Genomic DNA, 23,040 nt, shown 5'->3' on the forward strand with positions numbered 1-23,040 from the left:
TCGGCGTCCGTACATGACCCGGCCGTACACGGCGCCGACCGTCCCTCACGACCCACGATAGGGACACGGGCCCTGCCTGTCCTGCCACTTGGCACCACTTTCCCCACGCCGCGCAGTCACAGGCCGTCAGCGGGGCCGGGTTCAGCCGTCGGCGCGGAGGGCGTCGAGCAGCATCGGCAGTGAGGCGTGCAGCTCGCGCTCCCAGTACGCCCAGCCGTGGGTGCCCGGCCCGTAGAAGTTGGTGGTCACGTGCTTCGCGCCCACGCGTTCCAGCTCGGCGGCGAGGGCGTGGTTCTGCCGGTTGAAGTCGGATTCGAGGTCGCTCGTGCGGCCCGGCGGGTCCAGAGGCCCGGTCGTGCCGTCACCGCACGACAGGTACACGGGGACCGACTTGAGCCGCTCGGCCAGGTAAAAGGGGTCGTGGGCCTGCCAGATGCGGCGCTGGGCGACCGGGTCGCCCCAGACCCGCAGCGGGTCGTTGCCCTGGCCGGCGAAGAATCCCATGATGCGGTCGACCGACTCGTCGTTCAGCAGCGGATTCGCCGAGCCGGAGTACGCGGCGGTCGCCTTGAACATTCCGGGGTGCCGGGCCGCGTACTGCAGGGCGCCCTGGCCCCCCATCGACAGTCCGGCCACGACGCGGTTGCTGCCGGCGCCCCAGTGACGCTCCAGGAGCTGTCGCAGTTCCACGGTGTGGAAGGTCTCCCATGCGGGGTCGCCGCCTTGGCCGTGGTTCCACCAGTCGCTGTACCAGCCGTTCCAGCCGGCTTCCGGCATCACCACAAGTACGTTGCGCAGCCTGTCGATCTCGGCGACATCGGTGCGGCTCGTCCATGAGGTGTAGTCGCCGCAGCAGCCGTGCAGCAGCCAGAGGGTCGGCCAGTGCCGGTGTCGGTCGCTCGGGTCCCAGCCGTCGGGGGTGAGCAGGCGGACCTTGACCGTCCGGCCGCCCAGGGCCTGCGACCGTACCGACAGGTCGACCTGCCGGTCCGCGACCTGGGTGACCGCGACGACCTCGGCGCCGCGCGGCGACGGGGAACGGGAGGCGTCGGCTTCATGCTCCCCGGCGACGGTGGTCGCCGAAGGCGCCGTGGGCGGGGCGGCGAGCGCCGGAGCGGTCGGCGTGAGGGTGGCAAGCAGTACGGCGAGGACGAGCAGGAGACGGGTTCTCAGAGTCGGGACGGCGGTCACGGTCGCGATCACGGCGGCTCCCTGCGATGCGGGTCGTTGCTGCCTGAACGGTTCGACGAAGCTGCACCGGCACGCCATCTCAGCGATGAGTCGCGCATGACAATTATAACGAGTGCTCGCACCTGTGTCGCAGCAGCCCCGCGGCGCAAAAAAGAAGGACCCCAGATGAACTGGGATCCTGTTGGTGTCCGAGGGGGGACTTGAACCCCCACGCCCGATAAAGGGCACTAGCACCTCAAGCTAGCGCGTCTGCCATTCCGCCACCCGGACCGGTGGTCGGCCCCGGTTTCCCGCGGCGACAGGGACAACAATACCAGGGGTTCGAGGTGCCCTTCACCCACATATCCCGTGGTCAGGGGTGTACGGAGGACCCCGAAGCCGCGACATGACGGCGTGTGTCCGCGCAGACGCGCAGCGTACGACTACCTTCGGCAGCGTGAGTCCACGCAACCGCCGGCGGCCCCGCGCGCTCTCTCCGCTGCGCGAGCATCTGCGCGACACGTTCTGGTTCGCCCCCACCATGACGCTTCTTCTCGTGTGCGTCGTCTGGGGCGCTGCGGACACTCTCGACACGGCGCTGCTGGAGGCGCTCCAGGAGAACCGCGACGACGAAGCCGTCCGCACGCTGATCTCGTGGGCCGAGGACGCCAAGACGATCGTGACCACGATCAGCTCCGCGATGATGACCTTCATCGGTGTCGTCTTCAGCATCTCGCTCGTCGCCGTCCAGATGGCCGCGGGCAACTTCAGCCCGCGTATCGTCCGGATCTTCATCCGGAGCCGGATCAGCAAGCTCACCTTCTCCGTCTTCCTGGGGACGTTCCTGCTCTCGCTGCTCGTGCTCACCTCGTACGACAGCGAGACCGATCCGCGGAAGGTGGTCTCGGTGCCCCTGGTGCAGGGTGCGCTGACACTGCTGGCGGTCGGGCTCAGCCTGCTGCTGTTCATCGCGTACGTGACGCAGACGCTCCAGCTGATGAAGGTCGGCCCCGTCGTGGAGCGGGTGACCAGGGAGTCGTTCGCGGTGCTCGACAAGATGCCCGTGCAGGGCACGGACGCCGCGCCGCTGCCGGCAGAGGAGGCGCGGGTCGGGCACCAGGGGCGGTCCGGGACCCTGCGGGACGTGCATGTCGCCCGGCTCGTGCGGGCCGCGCGGCGCAAGGGGGTGGTCCTGCGGCTCATTCCCCGCATCGGGGACTTCGTCGTGCCGGGGACACCCGTGCTCGCCGTGCACGGCGGCCGGGGCAGTCTGCCGTCGGGGCGCGTCCTGCGGTCCGCCGTGTCGGTGGGCGCGGAGCGGACGTTCCACCAGGATCTCGGGTTCGGTCTGCGCCAGTTGTCCGACATCGCGCTGCGGGCGCTGTCGTCGTCGGTGAACGACCCGACCACGGCCGTGCAGTGCGTGGACCGGATCGTGCAGTTCCTGTCGGCGCTCGCCCACCGGCCCCTCGGAGCCGTGCACCACCGCGACCGCGCGGGCGTGGTGCGGCTGGTGCAGGACGTGCCCGAGTGGGCCGATCTCGTCGATCTCGGCCTCACCGAGATCCGGGCGAGCGCCGTCGGCAGTCCGCAGGTGTCCCGGCGGCTGATGGCCGGGCTTGACGACCTGCTGCTGCTCGTGCCCGAGGCGCGGCGCGAGCCGCTGGAGCGGCATCGCGCGCTGCTCATGCTGGCCGTGCGGGCAGCCCTGCCCGAGGCGGCCGAGCGCGCGTTCGCGCTGGAGCCCGACCGCCAGGGCATCGGTTAGAAGCCGCAAGGGCCGCGACAGGACTCAGGCGTTGAGCTGGTACTCAGGGAAGTTGCCGGGGAGCCGCTCCCCCGCCGGGTCTTCGGTTGCACGGCCAGCGGGTGGCCGCGGCCGGCCGGGAGACCGGCCACCGCGGCCACCCGGCCCTGTGCGCGAGGCCGTTACGAGAGCTGTCCGTCGTAGTCGGGCAGCTTGAACGTGCGCTCGGCGTGGCCGCCGACGAGGTCGGTGGTGTTGTTGCCGATGTTGGCGATGATCGTGTAGCCCTTGGCCTCGATCTCGGCGCGCTTCTCCGTCTTGTAGGCGCTGACCTCGTCGAAGAGGTCGGGCAGGTCGCGCACGTACAGGCCGTCGACCGGGTAGCCGGTCTTCTTCAGGTTCCAGTCGGTGAGGGAGTGGATGATGCCGGGGCGGGCGGTGACGAAGAAGACGGCGACGCCGCGGGAGTCGGCGTAGCGGGCGAGGTCGCGCATCTGGGCGATGGCCGGGGTGGGCAGCTCCCAGAACGGGTGGAAGTGCGTCTCGAGCGAGGTGTTGTCGATGTCGAGGACGATCGCCCGCTTCTCGCCGGACGCGTCGGCCGTGCGCTGCTCGATGTACGGGCGGGCCTCGGCGACGACGGCGGCGACGTCGCGCAGCCAGGTGTCGTAGTCGACGCTCTGCGTCCCTACGGCGGTGGTCGTCGTGGCCGCGGTGGTCGTCGTGGCCGCGGTGTCCGCGTGGGCGGTGGCGGCAGGCACGGCGGCGACAAAGGTGAGGGCGGCTGCGGTCGCGGTGAGACGGACCGTCCGAATGCGTGCATGCATGGGGGGTTCTCCTGGGTGTGGAGGCGGCTCAGGAAGCCCGTTCGGCCATGATCAATCGAACGGGTTGACATGCTCGCGCTTAATGATGGACGGAAGGCGACGTTCTTACTACCGGCCGGTAGCGTCTTTTGTTCTCCGGGTGCGCGGACGGGCGGCCCGCCCGGTGGACCCCAGGCCACCGGGAGGGCCGCTGCCGGGTCAGCGGCGGGCGCGCAGGGCCGCCAGGTTGTCGTAGCTCTTCCGGGCGACCTCGAGGGACTGCGCCGGATTCGTGGCGCTGGGCGCACCGTCGTGCTCGATCATCGGGTTGTGGTAGTTCTTCGCCCCGACCCGCCTGAAGAACGTGCGGTAGTCGATGTCGCCCTCGCCGAACGTCACCATGTCGTAGCCCTGGCCGTTCTGGGTGTTGACCGTGCCGTCCTTGGCGTGGAACAGCGGGTAACGGGGGTTGTGACGCACCACCAGGCCCGCCGGATCGAAGACCTGCTCCCGCGTGGATCCGTCGTGGGCGGTGTAGGTGTGGAACTTGTACTGGGCCACGTGCGCCCAGTAGACGTCCATCTCCAGCCAGACGACGCTCGGGTCGGTCACCTCCAGGAAGTACTCCAGCTTGCGGATGCCGGAGCTGCGGGTCGGGCGGCCCTGGGCGTCGAGGGGGCCGCCGTCGAGAAGGAATCCGTACGCCGAGTCGTGGTTGTGGGTGTAGAGCTTGACGCCCTCGCGGCGGGCGATCTCGCCGAGAGCGTTCCACTTGTCCGCGGCCACGTCCCAGTCCGCCCGGTAGGAGCTGCCGGTGGGGTCGCCGCCGGTGCCCATGTGGGGCATGCCCAGGATGTTGGCGATCTCCAGATGGCGCTTGAAATTGTCGAGATCGGCGGTGGTCAGGGGCCATGAGCTCGGGATGAAGCCGTGGTTGCCCTGCGCGCGGAGCCCGTACTCGTCCAGCCAGGAGCGCAGCAGCTTGGCGCCCTCCACCGTCTCCAGGTTCGCGCCGCCCGGCGCGTTCGCGTGCTGGCGGTAGCCGGCGAACTCCACCTGGCGGTACCCGTAGCGGGCCAGCTGCTCGAAGACCTCGCGGAAACCGGACGGCAGAGAGGTGGACATCGGGTCGCGGCCCGTCGCGTCGCGGACGGTGTAGAGGATGAGACCGCGCTTGTGCGGCGGGATCAGGGCGGACCGGCCGTCGTCGCCGTCTCTGTCGTCCCCGGCGACCTGTGCCAGGGCGGGTGAGGCCCCGAGGACGGGGGCCGCGATCGCCGCGGCAGCGGCGGCAGTGCAGGTGCTGAGGAAGCGGCGGCGGCTGACGCCGAGGGCGCGGCGCAGGCTCTCGTCGGTGGCGGTCTCTTCGTTGAAGGCGGTCACGGCATTCTCTCTCTCACTTCATGGGAACACGGATACCGGCTGCGCTGCCGTCTCTCTCGAGGCCGGCCAGACGGAGCAGCAGGGACTTCACATCGGTGGCCGCGGTGCGGCCGGACACGGCGCGGGGGGTGGAGCACAGGATGAGCGGACCTTCTTCGTCGCTCGCGGGGAGACGGCCATGGCTGCCGCGGATGGGTGCGGGATCGAGGGGCACGACCGCGAGGCGGTAGCGCATGCCCAGCTTCTTGCGAGCCACGGCGGTGGCGGCCCTGAGCCGGACGTAGGGGTCGTGGGGATCCATGAACAGCTCGACGGGGTCGTAGCCGGGTTTGCGGTGGATCTCGACGAGCTGTGCGAAGTCGGGGGCGCGGGCGTCGTCGAGCCAGTAGTAGTACGTGAACCAGGCGTCGGGGTCGGCGACGGCGACGAGCTCCCCCGAGCGGGGGTGGTCGAGGCCGTTGGCCTTCTTGCCCTCGTCGCCGAGGATCTCGTCGACGCCGGGCAGGTCCCGGAGGACTTCGCGGGTGAACTCGAGGTCCTCGGGGCGCCGGACGTAGACGTGGGCGAGCTGGTGGTCGGCGACGGCGAAGGCCCGTGACGCCATCGGGTCGAGGTACTCCATGCCGTCCTGGGTGTGGACCTCGAGGAGCCCGGCGCGACGCAGGGCACGGTTGATGTCGACGGGGCGGCTGACGCGGGTGATGCCGTACTCGGACAGGGCCACGACGGTGCGGCCCTCCTGCCGCGCGTCCTTGAGGAGGGGGCCGATGACGGTGTCGAGTTCGGCGGCGGCCCGGTGCGAACGGGGGTCGTCGGGACCGTAGCGCTGGAGGTCGTAGTCGAGGTGCGGCAGGTAGCACAGGGTCAGGTCGGGATGACGGGTGCGCATGATGTGGCGGGTGGCGTCGGCGATCCACTGGCTGGAGACGATGTCCGCGCCCGGCCCCCAGAAGTGGAAGAGGGGGAAGGTGCCGAATTTCTCGGTGAGTTCGTCGTGGAGGGCCGGCGGCCGGGTGTAGCAGTCGGGCTCCTTGCGGCCGTCGGCGTAGTAGACCGGACGGGGCGTGACGGTGATGTCGGTGTCGGCGCCCATGGCGTACCACCAGCAGATGTTGGCGACGGTGTATCCGGGATGGGCGCGGCGGGCGGCGTCCCAGATCTTGTCGCCGGAGACGAGGCCGTTGTGCTGGCGCCACAGCAGGACGTCGCCGAGCTCGCGGAAGTACCAGCCGTTGGCGACGATGCCGTGTTCGGCGGGGAGGGTCCCGGTGAGGAAGGTGGACTGGGCGGCGCAGGTGACGGCGGGCAGCACGGTGCTCAGGGCGGCCTGGGAGCCCGCGGCGGCCAGCGCCTTCAGCTGGGGCATGTGGTCGAGGAGCTTGGGGGTGAGACCGACGACGTCCAGGACGAGAAGGGGGGTGGGGCGTCGGGTGTCGTTCATGGCAGTTCCTTGAGGCCGAGGTCGGTCAGCAGGTCGCGGGCCAGGGTGAGTTCGGCGGCGATGCCGTCGGCGAGCTGCGTGCGGTTGCGGGGCCGCAGCTCGGGCGGGAGGGCCTGCCAGGTGTAGGTCTCGACCTCCAGGTGACGGGTGCGGGGTGCGGGGCCGCCGACGAGCCGGGTCAGGGTGTCCTGGAGCACGGGCAGGGTGGAGGTGAGCGGCGGTGCGGGCGGCGCGTGCAGGGGGACGTGGAAGTGGGCGCGCCAGGGGGCGCCGTCGGGGAGGGCGTCACCGGCGACGGCTTCGGCGAGGTCGTCGGTGCCGCGGAGGCCGGCGGCCGTCCGGGTGCGGGTCTGGTGCAGGAAGCGCGGCTCGGCGAAGGCGGCGAGGGCGTCGCGCACGTCGGGCAGGTGGGGGTGTTCGGCGTGCAGGGCGGCGGACAGTTGGGACTTGGGGATGGTGATGCCGGCGGCGGCGAGCGCGGCCAGGGCGGTTTCCGGCTCCTCGAAGGAGGTGGCGAGATGGCAGGTGTCGATGCAGATGCCGATGCGGTGGCCGGCGCCGATGTCGGTGAGGGGGCCGATGGCGTCGGCGGTGGTCTCCACGGTGCAGCCGGGCTCGGGTTCGAGGGCGATCCGGATGGATCGGCCGGTCAGTTCCTCGAGGACGTCCAGCCGCTCGGCGAGCGTCGTCAGAGCGGTGCGGGCGATGCGGGCCGACCGCTCGTCGAAGGCGGTGCGCCAGGCGAGCGGCAGCGTGGAGATCGTGCCTTCGGTCACGTCGTCGGGCAGCAGGGCGGCGAGGAGGCGGGCGAGGTCGGTGGTGTGGGAGAGGCGTTCGGGGTCGGCCCAGTCCGGCTTGTAGACGCGGTACTTGACCTCGTCGGCGCCGAAGCCCTCATAGGGGAAGCCGTTGAGGGTGACGACCTCCAGTCCGCGCCGGTCGAGTTCGCAGCGCAGGCCGCGCAGGGCGGCGGGGTCGTTGATCAGCGCGTGGGCCGCGTCCCTGGCGAGCCACAGCCCGATGCCGAGCCGGTCCCTGCCGAGGCGTTTGCGGACGGGTTCGCTGTGGTCGCGCAGCTGGGCGAGGACACCGTCGAGGGTCTCGGCGGGGTGGACGTTGGTGCAGTAGGAGAGGTGGACGGTGGACCCGTCGGGGTGGCGGAAGCGCATCCGGGGCTCCTCCCGTCATTCCCCGCCGCGGAGGATGGAGTTGCCCTCGTGGAGTGCTTCCGGGGCGGGGGCGTCGAGCTGGAGACGGCCGCTGAGGCCGTAGAAGGCGACCGGGTTGCGCCACAGGACCTGGTCGACGTCGTCCTCGGTGAAGCCGGCGGCGAGCATCGCGTCGGCGACCTTGCGGGTCTTGAGCGGGTCGCTCTTCCCCCAGTCGGCGGCCGAGTTGACGAGGACCTTCTCCGTTCCGTACGTCTTCAGGATCGTGACCATGCGGTCCTCGTCCATCTTGGTGTCGGGATAGATGGAGAAGCCGAGCCAGCAGCCGCTGTCGACGGCGTGCTTGACGGTCGTCTCGTTGAGGTGGTCGAGCAGGACGCGCTCGGTGGGGAGGTTCGACTCGCGGACGACGTCGACGGTGCGGTGGAGTCCGGCGAGCTTGTCCCGGTGCGGGGTGTGGACGAGGGCGGGCAGGCCGTGGTCGGCGGCCAGTTGGAGCTGGGCGGCCAGCGCGGTGTCCTCGGCCGGTGTCATGGAGTCGTAGCCGATCTCGCCGACGGCGACGACGCCGTCCTTGACGAGATAGCGGGGCAGGGCGTCGAGGACGGGTGTGCAGCGGGGGTCGTTGGCCTCCTTGGGATTGAGGGCGATGGTGCAGTGGTGCGCGATGCCGTACTGGGCGGCGCGGAAGGGTTCCCAGCCGAGGAGCGCGTCGAAGTAGTCGAAGAAGCCGGCCGGGGAGGTGCGGGGCTGGCCGAGCCAGAACGACGGTTCCACGAGGGCCCGGACACCCGAGGCGTACATCGCCTGGTAGTCGTCGGTGGTGCGGGAGGTCATGTGGATGTGGGGATCGAAGATGCGCATCAGGACTCCTCCTCGGGCTGCTCGGTGGACGGGGCGGGGGGCGTGACCGCGGGTCCCGGCCGGTCACCGGTCAGGGTCAGCACACGGGAGAGGTCCGCAGGGACGTCGCGGCCGGCTGCGCCGCGTTCGGCGGCGAAGTCGGCGAGCATGCGGGCGAGTTCGCCGTCGCCGGCGGCGCGCCGCCCCAGACCCGCCACGGCGTCGACGGGGACGCCGGTGAAGAGGCACTTGAGGACCGCGTGCCGCCAGGCGTGCGGATCGAGGTGGCTCGCGGCATAGGGGCCGACCGCGGCGGCGACGAGCCGGGTGTCGTTGGTGCGCAGCGCGTCGTCGACCAGCGGCAGGGCGTGCGGGCCGTGGACGAGCACGGGCAGGGCGAGGAGCACGGCGCGGCGCTCGGCGGCGCTGCCCTGCTGGTAGAGGCGCGTGAGGGTGTCCAGGCCGGCGCGGGCCTCGCCGAGGATCAGGATGCGGGCGGCGTCGGCGTGCTTGTGGCCGCAGTGCCGGCCGGCGGCGGCGAAGCGCAGCTCCCAGGTGTGGGCGGCGTACGGGGAGGAGGCGTCCGGCGGCGAGGCGGCGGCCTCGGCGGCTTCGGTGAGGGCGTCGCCGAGCCAGGCACGGGCGGTGTCGCCGAGCTGCTCCTCGAGTTCCTTGCGGGACGGTGCCGGTGGAGGCGTCACGATGCCGGTGCTCCCTTCGTGGGGGCTGTGCGAGCGGTGCGGTCCGGGTCTGCCGTGCGTGGCGTGTCCGCCGTGCGTGCCGTGCGTGGCGTGTCCGCCGTGCCTGCCGTCCGTGCCGTGCCTGCCGCGCGGAGGAACTCGATCGAGGCTCGGGCGAGTTCGGGGCCCGCGTGGGAGTGGCGGGGCAGTTCGACGACGGTGAGGCCCTGGTATCCGGCGGCGGTGAGGGCGTCGAGGACGGGAGGGAAGTCGATCTCGCCGTCGCCGAAGGGGAGGTGCTCATGGACGCCGCGGCGCATGTCCTCGATCTGGACGTGCCGCAGCCAGGGGGCGGCGTCCCGGATGCAGTCGGCCGGGGGCGCGGGTTCCAGGCACTGGCAGTGACCGATGTCGAGGGTGAGGCCGAGGGGTGACGGGTTGCCGAGCGCGGTGCGCAGCCGGTGGAAGTCGTCGAGGGTGGCGAGGAGGTGACCGGGTTCGGGCTCGATCGCGACGGGTACGCCGGCCGCCGCGGCGGCGTCGAGTACGGGCCAGAGCCCTTCCTCCAGGCGCTTCCAGGCCGTGTCGTCGCCGGTGCCGGGAGGGGTGATGCCGCTGAAGCAGTGCACGGCGTGGGCGCCGAGCTCTGCGGCGACGTCCACAGCGGTGAGGAGCAGCCCGGTGCGGGTGGCGCGGGCGTCGGGGTCGGGGTCGAGGAGCGAGGGTCCGTGCTTGCGGCGGGGGTCGAGGACATAGCGGGCGCCGGTCTCGACGGCACAGGTCAGGCCGAGTTCGCCGAGCCGGCGGGCGACGCGGGTGGTGCGGGCGGCGAGGTCGGGAGCGAGCGGGTCGAGGTGCATGTGGTCGAGGGTCAGCCCGACGCCGTCGTATCCGAGGTCGGCGAGCAGGGCGAGGGCGTCGTCGAGGCGCAGGTCGGTGAGGCCGTTGGTGCCGTATCCCAGGCGGAGTGCGGAGGGGTGGGTGGTCATGTGGGGCTGACCTTCCGTGCGAGCTTGCGGGCGACGGGCACGAGCCCCATCACGGCGAGGCCGGTGAGGGCGGCGCCGGACCGGGCGGCGAGGGCGGCCTGGAGCGGGATCATGGCGCGTATCCCGCCACCGACGGCGCGCTGGGTGAGGGGCGGCGAGGGGTTGAGGGCGGCGTGCAGGTAAGCGGTGGCGGCGGTACGCAGGTACGCGGCGGCGAGCAGGGCCTGGACCGTGGCCGCCGCCCTGCCACGTGGCCGCGCTGCGAGGGCGCCGAGCGCGGCGGTGCCCGCCAGGGCCGTGACGGGCGCCAGGGTCGAGCCGCCCTGTGCCTCGTGCCGGGACACGGAGGTGACGGCGTACGTGTGGGCGGCCAGCATCGCGGCGGCGGGCGCGGCAGCGCGCAGGGGGGACACGGGTGCGGTGGACGATCCCCCGCCCCACCCCACCCCGAAACCCTGACGGGACACCAGGGGCTCCGCCCCCGGCCCCCGAACGGCAGCTCCGCGCCGCGCGAGCGCGGCCGGCATGACCCGGTCCCGCCGCGTGCACGGAGCATCCGCGTCGACGCTCTCCCGGACCCCGGCTCCGCGCCGCGCCACGGACGGCAGGACGCCGGCTGCGTGCGACCCCCGGCCGCGCCGCGCCGCCGGGGCGGGCGGTCGGGTTGCGGACAACGTGGCGGTTGCCCCCAGGAGCAGGTCGAGTCCGCGGGCCGCCGCCATCGCGGCGGGGCCCGCTGCCGTGTGCTTGAGGCGGAGGTCGTACGCCCAGACCGTGGCCGACAGGGCCGTGGCCACGGCCAGGGCGGGACGGCCCGCGCGGGAGGCGAGGGCGAGGCCCGCCGCGGTGAGGGCACCGGCCGCCGCGAGGGCCGCGCCCGGTGCGATGCGGCCCGAGGGGATCGGGCGGTGCGGCCGGTCGACGGCGTCCTCGTCGCGGTCGGCCCAGTCGTTGAGCGCCATGCCCGCCTCGTACAGGCACAGGGAGGCGCCCACGGCCAGTACCGTGCCCCGGTTGGGGCGCAGCCCGGCCGCGGCCGCGCCCGCGAGGGCGTCGCCGGGGACGGTGAACAGGGCGGAGACCCGCAGCAGTTCGGCCCAGTCCCGCAGTGCGGCACGGCCCGGCGGCCGCGCGGGCGCGCCCACGGCCTCCGGCGACGAGGAAACCGCGGCGGGACCGCGGGACCGGGGCCGCGAGGCCGGGGGCGCGAGGCGGGACAGCAGGGAGCGGATCACCGGGTCTCCCGCAGGCGGTCGGCGAAGGAGAGGAGCGCGGTGAACTGCTCGGACAGGCCCGCCGGGCCGCCGTCCGGGTCCTTGAAGTAGAAGCCGAGTTCGGGCAGGGGGCCCGAGATGCCCGCCTCGTGGGCGCGGGCGACGAGGCGGGCCAGGTCGAGGACCAGGGGCGCGGCGAGTGCCGAGTCGCAGCCCTGCCAGATGGTCTGCAGGACCATGCGGGAGCCGAGGAAGCCGTCGAAGGCGATGTGGTCCCACGCCGTCTTCCAGTCGCCGAGCGCGGGGACGTCGTCGATGTGGACCTCCCCCTCGGGACTGTGGCCGAGAGTGTCGGCGAGGACGCGTTCCTTGCCGGCGTTCTTGGCGGCCGCGGCGGCGGGGTCGGCGAGGGCCGCTCCGTCTCCGCCGCCCAGCAGGTTGGTTCCGGACCATGCCCGTACGGACAGGGCGCGCTGCACGAACATCGGGGCGAGGACGGAGCGGAGAAGGGTCTGGCCGGTCTTGCCGTCGCGGCCGGCGTGGGGAAGTCCACTGGCCGCGACGGCGTCGGTGAGGGCGGCGGTGCGCAGCCCGGTGGACGGGGTGAAGTTCACGTAGGGGCAGCCGGTGCGGACGGCGGCGGCCGCGTAGAGGGAGCTGGGCGGCAGCCGGACGGCGTGCGGTCCCGGGAGGGGTTCGGTGGAGGACACGTTGACGACGACGACCCTGGCGAGCCGGTGCCGCTCGCGGAAGGACTCCAGGTCCGTGGCGAAGGCGGCGATGAGTTCCCCGTCGGTGCGGGTGTCCCCGGCGAGCGGGCCGCCGGGGCGTATCTCCCGGTCGGCGGCGGCGAGGTCGGTGCGGACGGCACCGGCGAGGCCGTGCGGGAGGACGCCCGCTTCGGTGAGGTGCTCGGCCCGCTTGGGCAGCGGGCAGCCGGCGGTGTCGTGGCCGCCGAAGACGAGTGAGGGCAGGGAGGGAAGACCGGTGCCGGTGAACGGCGCGGTCTCGGTGACCATGCCGGTCGGCGGATGCAGTCCGGCGGTCACCGCAGCGCATCCGGCCACTGCGGTGGTGGCCACCGATCCGCGTGCTCCGACGAACCAGACCCCGGTACGTGCGGTTCCCCGGCCGACCCGGGGCTCCGTTGCGTTCCCGTCGTTGTTCACGGGCTGCCTCCCTGCCATGTCGATGTTCCGATGGGGATGGAGGACGGCGGGCGGGGGTACGGCGCCTCCCCGCCCGCCGCCGGCTCGGTGGCGGCCCTCAGTGGGTCGCGCCCCTGAGGGGCACTAGGAGGGCAGCTCCTTCAGCTGGATGTCACGGAAGGACACCTGGTCCTCGGCTCCGTGGTTCTGGATGCCGATGTAGCCGTCCTTGAGGCTGCGGACCGGATCGGTGTTGGTGAAGTCGTTGATCTTCTCTCCGTTGAGGAAGACCTGCAGGCGTTCGCCCTCGACCCGGATCTCGTAGGTGTTCCACTCGCCGGGCGGCCGCAGCACCCGGTCGCGGGTCTGGATGTCGGCCGACTTGAAGCCGTAGACGGCACCGGTGGTGCGGTCCGGGGCGTCGGTGGCGTCGATCTGGACCTCGTAGCCGTTGTTGACCGCCGACCAGGGGTCGTCGGAGGCGGGGAAGCCGACGAAGACGCCGGAGTTGTCGTCGCCCGCCATCTTCCAGTCGAGCTTGAGGGAGTAGGAGTGCAGCTCCTTGGCCTGGTACCAGAGCATGCCCATGCCGCCTTCGGTGCGCAGTTCGCCGTCGACGACGTCGAACCTGCCCGGACCGGCCTGCTTCCAGCCGTCCAGCGTCTCGCCGTTGAAGATCGGCCGGTGGCCGGTCCTCGGCTTGCAGTCGGCGTCGACCTGGCCGGTGGCGTAGCGCAGCCCGCCCAGCAGGTGCTGCCGGAAGGCCGGCTCGGCGTAGGACTCCTTGGTGTGGCCGCCGCCGGTGTAGAAGGCGCGGCCCCCCTCGTAGGTCTGGCACCAGGCGATCGGGTGGTCGCCCTTCATGGTGCCGCCCGTGTAGCTGGTCTCGTCGAGCGTGGCGAGAACGCGGGCCTGCTCGCGCGGGTTGGTGCGGTAGTTGTACCACTCGTCGGTGCGCTGCCAGGGTGCGTCGATGTGCGCCGTGGCCGGGTGGTCGTGGTCCTCGACGCGTACGGTCGCGGGCTGGATGTGCGGATGCGAGGCGAAGTAGGCGCCGACGAGTCCGCCGTAGAACTCCCAGTCGTACTCGGTGTCGGCCGCGGCGTGCACGCCCATGTAGCCGCCGCCCGCGGCGACGTAGTCCTCGAACGCCTTCTGCTGGTCGGCGTTCAGGACGTCCCCGGTGGTGGACAGGAACACGACCGCGTCGTAGCGGGCGAGGTTGGCGGCGGTGAACTGGCGGGCCTCCTCCGTGGAGTCGACCGTGATGCCGCTGCCGCCGCCGAGCTCCTTCAGCGCGGTGATGCCGGCCGGGATGGAGTCGTGCCGGAAACCGGCGGTCCGGGAGAAGACGAGGACGCGCTTGGCGGCCTTGTCGACGGGCTCGTCGGAGATCCGGAAGTCGTCGACGTCGTACAGGGCCCCGGCTCCTCCCTTGAAGACGAGGAACAGTTCGGTGGTCCGCTTCGGGACCGACGTGAGCGGCACGTCGACGTCCTGGAAGGTGTCCCAGCCGCCGGTGACCGGCACCGGGGTGGAGCCGAGGAGGGTGCCGCTCGCGGACCCGGCCCGCACCTCCAGGATGCCGCCGGTGCCGCCGGAGGAGACACGTGCGGTGAGCTTGGTGGATCCGGCGAGGTGGTACGGCGTGAAGGAGATCCAGTCGCCGTTGTGGATGTCGCCGACGGTCTTGCCGCCGTTCGCGGTCGGCTTGTCGTAGGTCTTGATGCCGGCGGAGTCGTCGAAGTGCTCGGCCTGCCGGTGGCGCGGCTGCAGCTTCGCCTGGTCGTGCGTGGTCAGCGGGGCCTGGCCGCCGCCTCCGCCGTCGGTGTACTCGGCGTCGAAGACGCCGAAGATGTTGGCGTTGGGGTCGTGCCCGCCGTCGGCCGAGGTCTTGATGGTGCCGCTGCAGCCGCTGGCCGAGGTCTCGGGGTGGCCGTGGCTGTCGTGGCCGAGGATGTACGTCAGCTTCACCTTGGCGCAGTCGACGGTCCCGTCCTCCGGGTCGGTGACCGTGACCTTGAAGGGGATCTCGTCGCCGAAGTCGAACATGGCGCCGTCGGCGGGCAGGTCCAGCGTCACCTTGGGCGCGGTGTTGCCGACGACGACACGGACGCCGGCGGACCCGGTGCGGCCGCTCGGGTCCTTGGCGGTGACGGTGGCGGTGTAGGTGCCGTTCTTCTTGTACGTGTACGTGGGATCGGCCGCGGTGGAGGTGCCGCCGTCGCCGAAGTCCCAGCTGTAGGTGAGGGCGTCGCCGTCCGCGTCGGTGGTCCCGGCGGAGGAGAAGGACACACGCAGGGGCGCCGTGCCGGAGGTCTTGCTCGCGCTCGCCTCGGCGACCGGGGAGCGTCCGCCGGTGGCGTTCTCGATGCGGTAGAGGCCGGAGTTCTCGTCGCCGCCGAACCAGGCGGTGCCGTAGTCGAGGACGTACAGCGCGCCGTCGGGGCCGAAGGCCATGTCCATGATCTGCGTGCCGGTCCACGGGACCGGGTTGATGGACTGCACGGCGCCGTCCGCGCCGTGTTCGATGCGCTTGATCCAGCGCCGGCCGAACTCACCGGCGAAGAAGTCCCCGTCGTACTCCTCGGGGAACTTCACCGGGGAGGTGGAGGCGGCGTCGTAGCGGTAGACGGGTCCGCCCATCGGCGACTCGGAGCCGGTGCCGAACTCGGGTACCGATCCCCCGTTGTACGGGATCCACGCCGGCTGCGCGGGCGGCAGGTCGACCAGGCCCGTGTTGTGCGGCGAGTCGTTCTTGGGGGCGGCGCAGTCGAAGGCGGCGCCGGAGGTCTTGGTGGCGAAGTCGTAGTCGACGTAGGCGTCGTTGTTTCCGGTGCAGAACGGCCAGCCGTAGTTTCCGGGGCCGGTGACGCGGGCGAACTCGACCTGTCCGGCCGGGCCGCGCCGGGGGTCGGCGGCGCCGGCGTCGGGACCGTAGTCGCCGACGTAGACGATGCCGGTCTTCTTGTCGACGCTGAACCGGAAGGGGTTGCGGAAGCCCATGGCGTAGATCTCGGGCCGGGTCTTCTCGGTGCCGGGGGCGAAGAGGTTGCCCTCGGGGATCGCGTACGAGCCGTCGTCGTTCACCTTGATGCGCAGGATCTTGCCGCGCAGGTCGTTGGTGTTGCCGGAGGTGCGGCGGGCGTCGTAGGCGGGGTTGCGGCCGGGGCGGTCGTCGATGGGGGTGTAGCCGTCGGAGGCGAAGGGGTTGGAGTCGTCGCCGGTCGACAGGTACAGGTTGCCCGCCGCGTCGAAGTCGATGTCGCCGCCGACGTGGCAGCAGATGCCGCGGGTCGCCGGGACGTCGAGGATCTTCTTCTCGCTGGCGTTGTTCAGGGTGCCGTCCTCGCCCAGGACGAAGCGGGAGAGCCGGTTGACGCCGTCGAACTTCGCGAAGTCCGCGGCGGTCCCCTCGTTGGGCGCGTCGCCCGCGGGGGTGTCCATCGGGGGCGCGTAGTAGAGGTAGACGAACCGGTTCTCGGCGAACTTCGGGTCCAGGGCGATGCCTTGGAGACCTTCCTCGTCGTGCGAGTAGACGGGGACGGTGCCGACGACCCGGGTGTTGCCGGCGGCGTCGGTCATGCGCAGCTCGCCGTTGCGGGAGGTGTGGAGCACGCTCCGGTCGGGGAGGACGGCGAGCGACATGGGCTCGCCGGTCTCCTCACCGCCCTTGGCGAGGGTGACCTGCTGGAACTCCGCGGCGGCCGGGGTCGCTTCGGGATCGGCTGCGGTTGCCGTGGTCGGCGCGGTGAGGGCGAGCGAGGTTGCAGCGAGGAGGCTGCCGGTGAGGAGCGCGAGGGCCTTGCGGCCCCTGGGCCTTTTTCTGTGCACGGATGTCCTCCGGTAGTGGCCGGTCGAACGAGCGGGTTGCCGTGGAGCGCTGGGGGTGTCCCCCGGACCGCGCTCGCCTCGTGGAGCGGTGCTGTTCGCGGGTGCTCTTTCTTGAGCTGCGAGAGCTCCGCGCCGGGCTGGATGCCGTGGAACCGGAGTGCGCCGTCACTCCTGCACCACCTATGTCGTGTACACGAGATGGGACGGTAGCCGGGTTCATCCTGGACGGAAAGCCCTTGTGCATCAGAGAAGTTGAACTTTTTCTCGTAGCAGGACAAAGGCGTACCCGGGCGTGCCGGACCGGCCCGGCGGCACTGTCGCCATCGGGCTCGGACCAGGAATGTTCTACTGATCGCCGCCCGAGAAGGCGGCGTCGAAGGAGGCGCTGGGCTGGTCGAAGTCGAACTGCCTCAGATGCGCAAGCGCTTGTGGCGCGCCGGCCAGCCGGTCCATCCCGGCGTCCTCCCACTCCACCGAGACGGGCCCGTCGTAGCCGATGGATCGCAGCATCCGGAACACGTCCTCCCAGGGCACGTCGCCGTGCCCGGCGGAGACGAAGTCCCAGCCGCGGCGCGGGTCGCCCCACGGGAGATGGGAGCCCAGCCGCCCGTTGCGCCCGTCCAGACGCCTGCGGGCCTCCTTGCAGTCGACGTGGTAGATCCGGTCCCGGAAGTCGTAGAGGAAGCCGACCGGGTCCAGGTCCTGCCAGACGAAGTGGCTCGGGTCGAAGTTCAGCCCGAACGCGGGCCGGTTGCCGACCGCTTCGAGCGCCCGCTTGGTGGTCCAGTAGTCGTAGGCGATCTCGCTGGGGTGGACCTCGTGGGCGAAGCGGACGCCCTCGGTGTCGAAGACGTCGAGGATCGGGTTCCACCGCTCGGCGAAGTCCTCGTACCCGCGCTCGATCATCCGCTCCGGCACGGGCGGGAACATCGCCACCAGGTGCCAGATGGAGGAGCCGGTGAAGCCGATGACCGTGTCGACGCCGAAGGCCGCGGCGGCGCGCGCGGTGTCCTTCATCTCGGCCGCGGCCCGCTGCCGTACGCCCTCCGGCTCCCCGTCGCCCCAGATGCGGGCCGACAGGATGCCCTGGTGCCGTTCGTCGATGGGGTTGTCGCAGACGGCCTGGCCGACCAGATGGTTGGAGATCGCCCAGCAGGTGAGACCGTACTTCTCCAGCAACGCGTGCCGGCCGTCCAGGTACGACGGGTCGGCCAGGGCCTTGTCCACCTCGAAGTGGTCGCCCCAGCAGGCGAGTTCCAGTCCGTCGTATCCGAAGTCACGGGCCAGTCGGCAGACCTCCTCCAGCGGCAGATCGGCCCACTGACCGGTGAACAGTGTGAACGGGCGTGGCATGGGACCTCCTTCTCAGACCTGTGCCTGTACTGCCTGGGCTGTGCGTTGTGCTCCCTCGTCCGCACCGGCCGCCGGTACGGGGGTGTAGACGGCGTTCTTCTGCGCGCTCTCCTCCACCGCGGCGAGAACCCGCTGCACCTGCAGCCCGTCGGCGAACGAGGGCACCGGCTGCGCCCCGGTGGCGATGGCCACGACCAGGTCGCGGGCCTGGTGGGCGAAGGTGTGCTCGTAGCCGAGGGCGTGGCCCGGCGGCCACCACGCCTCGAGGTAGGGGTGTTCCGCCTCGGTGACGAGGATGCGGCGGAAGCCCGCGGTGACGGCCGGCTCGCGGTGGTCGTGGAAGGAGAGCTCGTTGAGGCGCTCCAGGTCGAAGGCGAGCGAGCCGAGTTCGCCGTTGACCTCCAGGCGCAGGGCGTTCTTGCGCCCCGACGCCATCCGGGTCGCCTCGAACGAGGCGAGGGCCCCCGAGGCGAGGCGCCCGGTGAACAGGGCCGCGTCGTCGACGGTGACCGGCCCCCGTTCCGTGCCTTTGGACGCGGTCAGACCTGCCGACGCCCCCCGCAGCAGCGGCCGTTCCCTGACGAAGGTCTCCAGCTGCGCCGAGACCCCGACCAGCGGCTCTCCCGCCAGGTACTGCGCGAGGTCGACGATGTGCGCGCCGAGGTCGCCGAGCGCCCCCGACCCCGCGTGCTCCCGCTCCAGACGCCAGGTCAGCGGGAAGTCGGGGTCGACCAGCCAGTCCTGGAGGTAGGTGACCCGGATGTGGCGCAGCGTGCCGAGCCGGCCGTCGGCGATGAGCCGGCGCGCGTACGTGAGGGCGGGCACGCGCCGGTAGTTGAAGCCCACCATCGCCAACTGACCGCGCGCGCGGGCTGCTTCGGCGGCCCTCACCATCGCCTCGGCCTCGGCCACCGAATTGGCCAGGGGCTTCTCGCACAGGACGTGTTTGCCCGCCTCCAGTGCCGCGACGGCGATCTCCGCATGGCTGTCCCCGGGTGTGCAGATGTCGACGATCTGCACATCGTCGCGGGCTACGAGGGCGCGCCAGTCGGTCTCCGCCGCCGCCCAGCCGTGCCGGTCGGCCGCCGCGCGCACGGCGTGCTCGTCGCGGCCGCCGATCGCGGCGAGGACCGGCCGCAGCGGCAGGTCGAACACCCGGCCCGCGGTGCGCCATCCCTGGGAGTGCGCGGCGCCCATGAACGCGTAGCCGACCATGCCCACGCCGAGTGTCGGCGCGCCTGCGTCACTGTCCCTCTGTTCCATACGGTTCCTCCTCGTCGGTGTGCACGGTGGGGGCGGCGCGCCGGTCAGTTGAAGCCCGTCGGCAGGTACTCGTCGACGTTGTCCTTGGTGACGACGGCGGAGTAGAGGGTCAGGGAGGCCGGGATCTCCAGCTCGGCCATGCCACTGACTCCCTTGCCCTGTCCGAGCGCGCGCGCCAGGTCGATGGCGGAGGCAGCCATCGTCGGCGGGTAAAGGACGGTGGCCTTGAGCACGCTGTTGTCGGCCTTGATGGCGTCCATCGCGGACTTGGCGCCGGCTCCGCCGACCATCAGGAAGTCGTCGCGCCCGGCCTGGGCGATGGCGCGCAGGGCGCCCACGCCCTGGTCGTCGTCGTGGTTCCACAGGGCGTCGAACTGCGACTGGGCCTGGAGCAGTTGCGCCATCTTGGCCTGGCCGGACTCGACGGTGAAGTCGGCGGCCTGGCGGGCGACCTTCTTGATGTTGGGGTAGTTCTTCAGGGCGTCGTCGAAGCCCTGGGTGCGCTGCTTGGTCAGTTCGAGGTTGTCGAGTCCGGCGAGTTCGACGACCTTGGCGTTCGGCTTGTCCTTGAGCTGTTCGCCGATGTAGTTGCCCGCGTTGAGCCCCATGCCGTAGTTGTCGCCGCCGATCCAGCAGCGGTAGGCCTGCGGGGAGGCGAAAACGCGGTCCAGGTTGACGACGGGGATGCCCGCCTTCATGGCCTGCAGGCCGACCTGGGTGAGAGCCTTGCCGTCGGCGGGGAGGATGACGAGGACGTCGACCTTCTTGTTGATGAGGGTCTGGACCTGGCCGATCTGCGCGGCCGTGTCGTTGGACCCCTCGGTGATCTCCAGGGTGACGTCGGAGTACTTCTCGGCGCGTGACTTGGCGTTCTGGTTGATGGCGTTGAGCCAGCCGTGGTCGGCCTGGGGGCCGGCGAAGCCGATGGTGACGGCCTTGCCGGGCTTGTCGTCGGCGACCGGGGCGTTGTTCGTGGCCTGTTCCTGCTTCTTGGGCTCGTTGCTGGTGCAGGCCGTCAGCAGTGCTCCGGCGGAGACGGCTGCGGTGCCGAACAGCAGTCCTCTGCGGCTGGTGGAGGGGATGTGGGGCATGGCGGATCGACCCTTCGACTGGGCGGTATGGGCGGTGCGGGTTGGGGGAGGTGCGGGTGTGCGGGGTCGTCAGGCGTCGGCGCCGCGCAGGGTGCGGCGCTGGACGAGGACGGCGGCGACGATGATCGCGCCCTTGGCGATCTGCTGGACGGCGGTCTCCAGGTTGTTCAGCGCGAAGATGTTGGTGATCGTCGTGAAGACCAGGACGCCGAGGACGGAGCCGACGATGGTGCCGCGGCCGCCGCTGAGCAGGGTGCCGCCGATGATCGCGGCCGCGATGGCGTCGAGTTCGTAGAGGTTGCCGTTGGTGTTCTGGCCGGACCCCGAGAGCACGATCAGCATGAACGCGGCGATGCCGCAGCACAGGCCGGACAGCAGGTAGAGGTACAGGCGCTGGCGTCGTACGTCGATGCCGGCGAGCCGGGCCGCCTCCGCGTTGCCGCCGACGGCGACGGTGCGGCGGCCGAAGGTGGTGCGGTTGAGCAGCAGCCAGCCGATGACGGTGACGGCCGCGAAGACCAGCACCAGCGGTGGGACGCCGAGGATGTAGGCGTCCTTGACGCCGAGGTCGAGCACCTCGTTCACCGTGACGATCTGGGTCTTGCCGTCGGTGATCTGCAGGGCGAGTCCGCGGGCCGATGCGAGCATGGCGAGGGTCGCGATGAACGGCACCATCCCGCCGTACGCGATGAGCACACCGTTGACGAGCCCGCAGCCCACGCCCACGATCACGGCGGTGAAGAGGATGCCGGCGAAGCCGTACTCCTGGGTCGCCACGGTCGTGGCCCATACGGAGGCGAGCGCGACGATCGCGCCGACCGACAGGTCGATGCCGCCGCTGGTGATGACGAACGTCATGCCGACGGTGACGACACCGATGACGGACGCCTGGGTCAGCACCAGCTGAAGGTTGCTGGCCGCGAGGAACTCGTCGGGCTTGGTGATCCCGCCGACGGCGATCAGCACGGCGAGGACGCCGAGGAGCGAGAGGTTGCGGACGTCCGCGCGCAGTCCGAGCGGCTTGCGCCCCCCGCCTGCCGGTGCGGACGTGGCGGTGGCGGCCGGCGCGTCCTTCTGCGCCGCAGAGGCTGGCTGCGTCATGCCGTCGGGCTCCCTTCCATCACAAGGTCGAGTACGCGGTGTTCGTCGAGCTCCCGGGCGTCGGCCGTGTGCACGACGCTGCCTTCGCGCAGCACCAGCACACGGTCGGCGAGGCCCAGGACCTCGGGCACTTCGCTGGATACGAGCAGTACGGCGAGGCCTTCGTCGGCCAGCCGGCGGATGACGGCGTACAGCTCGGCGCGGGCGCCGACGTCGACACCCCGGGTGGGCTCGTCGAGGAGGAGCACCTTGCAGCCGCGCAGCAGCCAGCGGGCGAGCACGGCCTTCTGCTGGTTGCCGCCGGAGAGGGTGCGGATACGGGCGTCGGGGTTGTCGGGCCGCAGGGACAGTTCCCGGGTGGCCTGCCGGGCGGCGGCCCGCTCCCGGCGGTGGTCGAGCCAGCCGGCGCGGGAGAAGCGGGAGAGGGTGGAGATGGTGACGTTGCGGGTGACGGACTCCAGCATCAGCAGGCCCTGCGCCTTGCGTTCCTCGGGCGCGAGGCCGATGCCGGCGCGGACGGCGGCACGGACGCTGCCGGGCCGCAGCGGGATGCCGTCGACGAGGACGCGGCCCGCGGTGGGCCTGCGGGCGCCGTAGACGGTCTCCAGGATCTCGCTGCGTCCCGAGCCGACGAGGCCGGCGAGACCCACGATCTCCCCTGGCCGCAGCTCCAGGTCGACGGGCGCGAACTCGCCCCGCCTGGCGAGCCCTTCGACCCGCAGGACCGGTTCGCGGGCGGCGCCCGCCCCACCCGCCGGCCGCTCGGGGAAGACGTACTCGACGTTGCGGCCGGTCATCAGCGCGACGACGTCGCGGGTGGGGGTGGACTCGGCGGGCAGGCCGACGGCGACGGCGCGCCCGTCCTTGAGGACGGTGACGCGGTCTCCGATACGGCGGATCTCCTCCAGCCGGTGGGAGATGTAGACGACGGCGACGCCTTCGGCGGTGAGGTCTCCGACGATGCGGAAGAGGTTGTCGACCTCGTCGGGGTCGAGGGCGGCGGACGGCTCGTCCATCACGATCAGCCGCACGTCGTGGGAGAGGGCGCGGGCCATGGAGACGATCTGCTGCTGGGCCGCGGACAGGTCGCCGACCTGACGCGCCGGGTCGATCTCGGTGTGTCCGAGCCGCCGCAGCAGCTGTGCGGTCGCGTCCCGGGCGGCCGCGCCGCGTACGACGAAGCCGGCCGCGGTCGGCTCGTGACCGAGGAAGACGTTCTCGGCGACCGACAGCCCTTCCACCAGGTCGAGTTCCTGGTAGATCGTCGCGATGCCGAGGCGCATGGCGGCGATGGGCGACTTGAGCGACACGGTCTCGCCGCGCCAGGTGATCTCTCCGCCGTCGGGCTGGTGGGCGCCGGCGAGGACCTTGATGAGAGTGGACTTCCCTGCGCCGTTCTGCCCGAGGAGGCAGTGGACTTCGCCGGCCTGGACCTCCAGGTCCACGCCGTCCAGGGCACGGACGCCCGGGAACGACTTGGTGATGCCGGACATGGTGAGCAGGGGTGGTTCTGATGCCATGACGAATCCCCTCGGCGGGTGCGGCCGGTGAGCGGGCAGGGCGGATGAGGGTACGAGGGCGGGCTCGGGGCGCCCCCGTCGGTGCGGCGGGGGCGTGCGGGTGGGTGCACGTCGTGGTGCGGCTCGTGCGTCGACCGGTGCGGGTGGTGCGCGTGTGTGCTGCTCGTGGTGCCGGTGCTCGTGGTGGGGCGACGGTTGTGCCGTGCGGATGGCGTCGGTGGCGGCCGGGCCCCGGGGGTCGGAGGGACCGGTCGTGACGGACGGGAGTGCCGGTGGTGCCTGGCGTAC

At 71.7% G+C, this 23,040-nt stretch carries 17 protein-coding genes and 1 tRNA gene; 1 reads left to right on the plus strand and 17 read right to left on the minus strand.

The genetic code is table 11. The features are described from left to right. Positions 1–141: 141 nt before the first annotated feature. Both QFZ82_RS08305 and QFZ82_RS08310 read right to left on the minus strand, forming a co-directional pair. Entirely contained in the window at positions 142–1,203 is a 1,062-nt protein-coding gene (locus QFZ82_RS08305) for an alpha/beta hydrolase (RefSeq protein ID WP_373429254.1), read from the minus strand. Positions 1,204–1,373: 170 nt separating this feature from the next. Then, positions 1,374–1,461: transfer RNA gene (locus QFZ82_RS08310), tRNA-Leu, on the minus strand. 166 nt (positions 1,462–1,627) lie between these two features. Between QFZ82_RS08310 and QFZ82_RS08315 the strand changes: the two genes are divergently transcribed. Beyond that, the gene (locus QFZ82_RS08315) at positions 1,628–2,938 is read left to right on the plus strand and encodes a DUF2254 domain-containing protein (RefSeq protein WP_307712528.1); all 1,311 of its coding nucleotides are present in this window, start codon (positions 1,628–1,630) and stop codon (positions 2,936–2,938) included. 161 nt (positions 2,939–3,099) lie between these two features. Here the strand turns inward: QFZ82_RS08315 and QFZ82_RS08320 are convergent, their stop codons facing one another. The 15 genes from QFZ82_RS08320 to QFZ82_RS08390 all read right to left on the minus strand — a co-directional run bounded on the left by QFZ82_RS08320 (position 3,100) and on the right by QFZ82_RS08390 (position 22,752). Then, complete coding sequence (locus tag QFZ82_RS08320) at positions 3,100–3,744, minus strand: HAD family acid phosphatase (protein ID WP_307712529.1); 645 nt, start codon at positions 3,742–3,744, stop codon at positions 3,100–3,102. A 198-nt stretch (positions 3,745–3,942) separates the two neighbouring features. Next, positions 3,943–5,106 (minus strand): sugar phosphate isomerase/epimerase, encoded by a 1,164-nt coding sequence (locus tag QFZ82_RS08325; protein ID WP_307712530.1) that lies wholly within the window; start codon positions 5,104–5,106, stop codon positions 3,943–3,945. A 13-nt stretch (positions 5,107–5,119) separates the two neighbouring features. Further along, on the minus strand, positions 5,120–6,547 hold the full coding sequence (locus QFZ82_RS08330; RefSeq protein ID WP_307712531.1) for a nucleotide pyrophosphatase/phosphodiesterase family protein: 1,428 nt from the start codon (positions 6,545–6,547) through the stop codon (positions 5,120–5,122). Then, a complete protein-coding gene (gene eboE / locus QFZ82_RS08335) occupies positions 6,544–7,716 on the minus strand; it encodes a metabolite traffic protein EboE (RefSeq protein WP_307712532.1) in 1,173 nt (390 codons plus the stop codon). Before eboE ends, QFZ82_RS08330 begins: the two co-directional genes overlap by 4 nt. Positions 7,717–7,731: 15 nt before the next feature. Further along, positions 7,732–8,580 carry a TatD family hydrolase gene (locus QFZ82_RS08340; protein WP_307712533.1) on the minus strand — a complete coding sequence of 283 codons (849 nt, stop codon included), beginning with the start codon at positions 8,578–8,580 and terminating at the stop codon, positions 7,732–7,734. After that, positions 8,580–9,260 (minus strand): EboA domain-containing protein, encoded by a 681-nt coding sequence (locus QFZ82_RS08345; protein ID WP_307712534.1) that lies wholly within the window; start codon positions 9,258–9,260, stop codon positions 8,580–8,582. The genes QFZ82_RS08340 and QFZ82_RS08345 overlap by 1 nt, the downstream gene beginning before the upstream one ends. Further along, positions 9,257–10,228 carry a sugar phosphate isomerase/epimerase gene (locus tag QFZ82_RS08350; RefSeq protein ID WP_307712535.1) on the minus strand — a complete coding sequence of 324 codons (972 nt, stop codon included), beginning with the start codon at positions 10,226–10,228 and terminating at the stop codon, positions 9,257–9,259. The genes QFZ82_RS08345 and QFZ82_RS08350 overlap by 4 nt, the downstream gene beginning before the upstream one ends. Then, the gene (locus tag QFZ82_RS08355; RefSeq protein ID WP_307712536.1) at positions 10,225–11,463 is read right to left on the minus strand and encodes an SCO3242 family prenyltransferase; all 1,239 of its coding nucleotides are present in this window, start codon (positions 11,461–11,463) and stop codon (positions 10,225–10,227) included. Before QFZ82_RS08355 ends, QFZ82_RS08350 begins: the two co-directional genes overlap by 4 nt. Further along, the gene (locus tag QFZ82_RS08360; protein WP_373429255.1) at positions 11,460–12,629 is read right to left on the minus strand and encodes an inositol-3-phosphate synthase; all 1,170 of its coding nucleotides are present in this window, start codon (positions 12,627–12,629) and stop codon (positions 11,460–11,462) included. Before QFZ82_RS08360 ends, QFZ82_RS08355 begins: the two co-directional genes overlap by 4 nt. Before the next feature lie 105 nt (positions 12,630–12,734). Beyond that, positions 12,735–16,424, minus strand: a complete 3,690-nt coding sequence (locus QFZ82_RS08365) for a ThuA domain-containing protein (protein WP_307712538.1) — start codon at positions 16,422–16,424, stop codon at positions 12,735–12,737. A gap of 345 nt (positions 16,425–16,769) precedes the next feature. After that, on the minus strand, positions 16,770–17,777 hold the full coding sequence (locus QFZ82_RS08370; protein ID WP_307712539.1) for a sugar phosphate isomerase/epimerase: 1,008 nt from the start codon (positions 17,775–17,777) through the stop codon (positions 16,770–16,772). 12 nt (positions 17,778–17,789) lie between these two features. After that, positions 17,790–19,040, minus strand: coding sequence for a Gfo/Idh/MocA family protein (locus QFZ82_RS08375; RefSeq protein ID WP_307712540.1), 1,251 nt, complete (start codon positions 19,038–19,040; stop codon positions 17,790–17,792). A gap of 44 nt (positions 19,041–19,084) precedes the next feature. Further along, complete coding sequence (locus QFZ82_RS08380) at positions 19,085–20,131, minus strand: substrate-binding domain-containing protein (protein ID WP_307712541.1); 1,047 nt, start codon at positions 20,129–20,131, stop codon at positions 19,085–19,087. Between the two features lie 69 nt (positions 20,132–20,200). Continuing rightward, positions 20,201–21,232 (minus strand): ABC transporter permease, encoded by a 1,032-nt coding sequence (locus QFZ82_RS08385; protein ID WP_307712542.1) that lies wholly within the window; start codon positions 21,230–21,232, stop codon positions 20,201–20,203. After that, positions 21,229–22,752 carry a sugar ABC transporter ATP-binding protein gene (locus QFZ82_RS08390; RefSeq protein ID WP_307712543.1) on the minus strand — a complete coding sequence of 508 codons (1,524 nt, stop codon included), beginning with the start codon at positions 22,750–22,752 and terminating at the stop codon, positions 21,229–21,231. The genes QFZ82_RS08385 and QFZ82_RS08390 overlap by 4 nt, the downstream gene beginning before the upstream one ends. Positions 22,753–23,040 lie beyond the last annotated feature (288 nt).

The organism is Streptomyces sp. V4I23 (assembly GCF_030817975.1).
GTDB lineage: Bacteria > Actinomycetota > Actinomycetes > Streptomycetales > Streptomycetaceae > Streptomyces.

Coding starts and splice junctions, on each gene's coding strand:
- QFZ82_RS08320 (WP_307712529.1), bottom strand. CDS start 3,744: ATGCATGCACGCATTCGGACGGTCCGTCTCACCGCGACCGCAGCCGCC.
- QFZ82_RS08330 (WP_307712531.1), bottom strand. CDS start 6,547: ATGAACGACACCCGACGCCCCACCCCCCTTCTCGTCCTGGACGTCGTC.
- eboE (WP_307712532.1), bottom strand. CDS start 7,716: ATGCGCTTCCGCCACCCCGACGGGTCCACCGTCCACCTCTCCTACTGC.
- QFZ82_RS08340 (WP_307712533.1), bottom strand. CDS start 8,580: ATGCGCATCTTCGATCCCCACATCCACATGACCTCCCGCACCACCGAC.
- QFZ82_RS08350 (WP_307712535.1), bottom strand. CDS start 10,228: ATGACCACCCACCCCTCCGCACTCCGCCTGGGATACGGCACCAACGGC.
- QFZ82_RS08360 (WP_373429255.1), bottom strand. CDS start 12,629: ATGGCAGGGAGGCAGCCCGTGAACAACGACGGGAACGCAACGGAGCCC.
- QFZ82_RS08370 (WP_307712539.1), bottom strand. CDS start 17,777: ATGCCACGCCCGTTCACACTGTTCACCGGTCAGTGGGCCGATCTGCCG.
- QFZ82_RS08375 (WP_307712540.1), bottom strand. CDS start 19,040: ATGGAACAGAGGGACAGTGACGCAGGCGCGCCGACACTCGGCGTGGGC.
- QFZ82_RS08380 (WP_307712541.1), bottom strand. CDS start 20,131: ATGCCCCACATCCCCTCCACCAGCCGCAGAGGACTGCTGTTCGGCACC.
- QFZ82_RS08385 (WP_307712542.1), bottom strand. CDS start 21,232: ATGACGCAGCCAGCCTCTGCGGCGCAGAAGGACGCGCCGGCCGCCACC.
- QFZ82_RS08390 (WP_307712543.1), bottom strand. CDS start 22,752: ATGGCATCAGAACCACCCCTGCTCACCATGTCCGGCATCACCAAGTCG.